Below are 4,108 nucleotides of genomic sequence, written 5' to 3'. Positions count from 1 at the left end.
CGCTGCGCCGCTGCGCCTCGCGACGCATCAGGCGCCAGCAGGCCGCCCGCGGGTGCCGCCGGTCACTTCTTTTCGCGTGGCGCCGGCAGCGTGGCGGCCTTGCCCATCGGATTGCGCGGATCGCTGCCGCCTTCGATCGTTCCGGTGCGCTTGTCCCATGCCACGGTCTGCAGGTTGCCCCACGGCGGCTCCGCCGCATTGACGCGATGGCCCATCGCCTCGAGCGCCTGCACCGTCGCGGCGTCCAGCGCACCCGGTTCCGCCGAAATCACGTCCGGCAGCCACTGGTGATGGACGCGTGGCAATGCCGCGACCTGTTGCGCCGTCAGTCCGGCGTCGTAGCCGAGAATGCCCGTCAGTACCTCGGTGATGATGCGGCTGCCGCCGGGCGCGCCGAGAACAGCGAGCTTGTCCTTCGATTCCATGAACGTCGGCGACATCGAGCTGAGCATGCGCTTGCCCGGCTTCGGCGCGTTGGCGTCGAAGCCCATTACGCCGAAGGCGTTCGCGGTACCGGGCTTCAGCGCGAAGTCGTCCATCTCGTTGTTGAGCAGGACACCGGTGCCCGGCGCCACCATGCCGGACCCGTACAGCAGGTTTACCGTCTGCGTTGCCGAGACGAGGTTTCCCTGCGCATCCATGATCGAAAAATGCGTGGTCTCGTCGTCTTCGAGCGGCGCCGGCTGACCCGGCAGAAGGTCGCTGGGCGTGGCCTTGTCGGGATGGATCGTGGCGCGCAGGCCGGCCGCGTAATCACGCGACATCAGGCGTGCAATCGGGACTTTGACGAAGTCCGGATCACCGAGATAGATCGTGCGGTCGCGGTAGGCGCGTCGCATCGCCTCGGTGAGGATGTGCGTGCGATGCGCCGTGTCGAGCTTGGCGAGGTCCCAGCCGGAGGCGATGTTCAGGATCTCCGCCAGCGCGACGCCGCCCGACGACGGTGGCGGCGACGTGGTGACATGCCAGCCGTGATAGTCGAAGCGCAGCGGCTCGCGCTCGCGGACGCGATAGCCGGCCAGCTCCTGCGGCGTCCACTGCCCGCCCTCTTCCTTCACTGCGGCGAGGATCTTCGTCGCGGTCTCGCCCGTGTAGAAGCCGTCGCGACCGCGCGCCGCGATGAGCTCCAGCGTGTGCGCGAGCTCGGGCTGCCGCAGCACTTCGCCCTGCTTCGGCGGGTCGCCGTCGGCGAGGAAGACGGCGCGCGTGCCGCGGTAGCGCTCCATCACCGCGCGACGGCTCGCGTAGCCGTTCTCGAGCCGCGCATACACCGGGAAGCCGTCGCGAGCGATGCGGATCGCGGGCGCCAGCGACGTCCTCAGCGGCAGGCGGCCGTACTTCTGCGCAATGTGGACAAGCGCAGCAGGCAGCCCCGGGATGCCCGCGGACCACGGGCCATTTTCGGACCTGTTTCGATCCAGCGCGCCATTGGCATCCAGGAACGCCTGGGGCGTCGCCGATGCAGGCGCCACCTCGCGCGCGTCGACGAACACGTCGCGACCGCTCCTCGCGTCGTGCAACAGGAAGAAGCCGCCGCCGCCGATCCCCGAACTGATCGGCTCGACCACGGACAGGACGCCAGACACCGCGACCGCCGCATCGAAGGCATTGCCGCCCCTGCGGATCATGTCGAGGCCCGCGTCCGTCGCCAGCGCATGGGCGGTGGCGACTGCCGCACCCGGTGGATGCGCGGCGGCGCTGTGCGCTTGCGCGGGCTGCGGCGTCCTGGCGGGTACCGGGAGCGCGCTCACGAAGGACAGCAGCGCGACCGACAGGATGCGCACGAGGGGGTGGCGCAGGGTGGGTCGCATCACAGGTGCTCCAGCGTGCCGCCGGCCAGCGCGATGGCTTTCGCCAGCAGCGCGTCACGGCTCTCGGGTTGGGCAGGGTCCAGGTCGATGCATTCGACCGGGCAGACCACGATGCACTGCGGCTCGTCGAAATGGCCGACACATTCGGTGCAGCGCGCGGGATCGATCACGTAGATGACCTCGCCCTGGGAGATCGCCTGGTTGGGACAGGCGGGCTCGCAGACGTCGCAGTTGACGCAGAGGTCGGTGATGCGCAGGGCCATCGCGTGTTCCAGGGCAGGCGTCGATTGTCGCATCCACTGCCAGCACGCGCGCTGACGCGATCGCCACGCTGCGCGGACGTGCATGGAACGATCGCGATGCCGCTGCAAATGCAACGGCCGGCGCAGGGCCGGCCGTTGTGTCTCGAGCGCGGCCGGGGCCGCGCCGGTGCCGCTTACTTCGCTTCGGCGAACTCGAACTTCGCGCCGGACGGCTTCACCGCGGCTTCGGCACGGTCCTTGTCGGCTGCGTCACCGATGAACAGGACGCGCACGCCCTTCATGGTGTCCGTGCCGGCCTTGTCGAAGGCGGCCACGATCATGTCGGCGGTCTTCGCCGAGTTGGCGGACCCGAACGCAAGCAGCGTTCCGTCGACGCCGCCACGCGCGACGTCTTCCTTCGCCTTGTCCACCTGGCGCTGGAAGTCACCGGCGAAATCCTTGGAGTCCGGCGCCGGCAGCGTATAGGCGAACACGCTGGTGGCACCTTCCAGGTGACGCTTCACCTGGTCGGTGACGTAGGCATTCCAGCCCGCCTCGTCCGCCGCGGTAGCGGGCTTGGCGACCGCCGGGCCTTCGGCCTTGGTCGTCGTCACTTCTTCCTTCTTGCAGCCGGACAGCACGGGAAGCGCGAGGACGGCGAGCAGCAGAAGCAGGAACGGGCGATGGGTGTTCTTCATGGAATTCCTCGGGGTTGTGACGTCAGGTGCGCCGCCAATTGGGCCTGCAGCGCGGAGGCCACCGCCGGCGGCACGAAGCCGGAGACGTCCCCGCCGAGGCGGGCGATCTCGCGTACCAGCGATGATGAAATGAAGCCGTATTGCTCGGCCGGGGTCAGGAACAACGTTTCGGCTTCGGGGATCAGGTGGCGATTCATGCTCGCCAGCTGGAACTCGTATTCGAAGTCCGAGACAGCGCGCAAGCCGCGCAGCAGCACGCCGCCGCCGACCTCTCGCACGAAATTGGCGAGCAGCGAATTGAAACCGCGAACCTCGACGTTCGCATGGTGGCCGAGCGCTTCCTGCGCGAGTTCAACGCGCTGCGCCAGCGGCATCGCCGGCCCTTTCGAGGGGCTCTCCGCCACGCCGATCACGAGGCGTTCGAACAACGGCGCGGCGCGGTCGACGAGGTCGACGTGGCCATTCGTGATCGGGTCGAAGGTGCCGGGATAGACGGCGGTGCGGTTGCGGGCCGCGCTCATGGGCTCTCGTATCAGGACGACGGCACCCCGGCCGCCGGATCGGGATCGAGTGTAGCAGCGGCCGTGGGCGGTGCCGGCACGCGATACAGCATGTGCCGGACCTCGCGCGTACGGCCCTCGCGGTGGGGACGCCAGCCCGTCGGCACCCGCGGGTCGACGTCGACAGGACATTCGACGTGGACCAGTGCGCCCGGCGCGAGACGCGCGGAAAGCGCGGGCCATACGCGCGGCCAAAGATCGCCTGCGAACGGCGGATCGACGAACGCGATGTCGAACGTCGCGGTCTCTCGGACAAGCCATGCGAGCGCATCGCCGTGAATCACGCTGCCACGCGCGCCGCCTTCCAGCCGGCCCAGCGTCGACCGCAGCGCTGCTGCGAGCGCGGCATCGCGCTCGATCAGCACCGCCATCGCCGCCCCGCGCGAGAGGGATTCAAGCCCGAGGGCGCCCGTCCCGGCGAACAGATCGAGAACGCGCGACCCCGGCAGATACGGCATCAGCCAGTTGAACAGCGTTTCGCGCACCCGGTCCGCCGTGGGTCTCAGGCCGGGGGCGGACGGCACGTCCAGACGCGTGCCGCGCCAGCGCCCACCGATCAGGCGGATCTTTCCCGCGGGTGCGTTCATCGGGTGTCCAAGAGGGCCGGTGCTAGCATGTCGCGCTCATTTTCCCCCATTTCCCGACGCCTGCCGATGCTGAGTTTCCTGCGCCGCACGAAGCCGAACGAGCCCGAGCGGCGGATGTCCGCCGACGAGATCGCGGCCGCGTTCGCGGGGGTCGAGATGCCCTCGCCGGCCGCGGATGTCGGCGCCGACACTGGCGCGACCGCGGCGGAC

The 4,108-nt window shown here is 69.3% G+C and carries 5 protein-coding genes; all 5 read right to left on the bottom strand.

What is annotated here, in order from left to right; genetic code table 11:
• Window positions 1-62: 62 nt before the first annotated feature.
• Complete coding sequence (gene ggt / locus FW784_RS12875; protein WP_149353736.1) at window positions 63-1,811, bottom strand: gamma-glutamyltransferase; 1,749 nt, start codon at window positions 1,809-1,811, stop codon at window positions 63-65.
• Entirely contained in the window at window positions 1,811-2,074 is a 264-nt protein-coding gene (locus FW784_RS12870) for a YfhL family 4Fe-4S dicluster ferredoxin (RefSeq protein ID WP_149353735.1), read from the bottom strand. The genes ggt and FW784_RS12870 overlap by 1 nt, the downstream gene beginning before the upstream one ends.
• A 173-nt stretch (window positions 2,075-2,247) precedes the next feature.
• Window positions 2,248-2,751, bottom strand: a complete 504-nt coding sequence (locus tag FW784_RS12865) for a hypothetical protein (RefSeq protein WP_149353734.1) — start codon at window positions 2,749-2,751, stop codon at window positions 2,248-2,250.
• Complete coding sequence (coaD, locus tag FW784_RS12860; RefSeq protein ID WP_149353733.1) at window positions 2,748-3,272, bottom strand: pantetheine-phosphate adenylyltransferase; 525 nt, start codon at window positions 3,270-3,272, stop codon at window positions 2,748-2,750. The genes FW784_RS12865 and coaD overlap by 4 nt, the downstream gene beginning before the upstream one ends.
• An 11-nt stretch (window positions 3,273-3,283) precedes the next feature.
• Entirely contained in the window at window positions 3,284-3,898 is a 615-nt protein-coding gene (rsmD, locus tag FW784_RS12855) for a 16S rRNA (guanine(966)-N(2))-methyltransferase RsmD (RefSeq protein ID WP_149353732.1), read from the bottom strand.
• Window positions 3,899-4,108 lie beyond the last annotated feature (210 nt).

It is taken from the genome of Cognatilysobacter lacus (assembly GCF_008274655.1).
In the GTDB taxonomy this organism is placed as follows: domain Bacteria; phylum Pseudomonadota; class Gammaproteobacteria; order Xanthomonadales; family Xanthomonadaceae; genus Cognatilysobacter; species Cognatilysobacter lacus.
This window is presented reverse-complemented; position numbering and strand designations above follow the sequence as displayed.

Excerpts from the sequence above, each read along its gene's own strand:
- ggt (WP_149353736.1), bottom strand. The coding sequence starts at position 1,811 with ATGCGACCCACCCTGCGCCACCCCCTCGTGCGCATCCTGTCGGTCGCG.
- FW784_RS12870 (WP_149353735.1), bottom strand. The coding sequence starts at position 2,074 with ATGGCCCTGCGCATCACCGACCTCTGCGTCAACTGCGACGTCTGCGAG.
- FW784_RS12865 (WP_149353734.1), bottom strand. The coding sequence starts at position 2,751 with ATGAAGAACACCCATCGCCCGTTCCTGCTTCTGCTGCTCGCCGTCCTC.
- coaD (WP_149353733.1), bottom strand. The coding sequence starts at position 3,272 with ATGAGCGCGGCCCGCAACCGCACCGCCGTCTATCCCGGCACCTTCGAC.
- rsmD (WP_149353732.1), bottom strand. The coding sequence starts at position 3,898 with ATGAACGCACCCGCGGGAAAGATCCGCCTGATCGGTGGGCGCTGGCGC.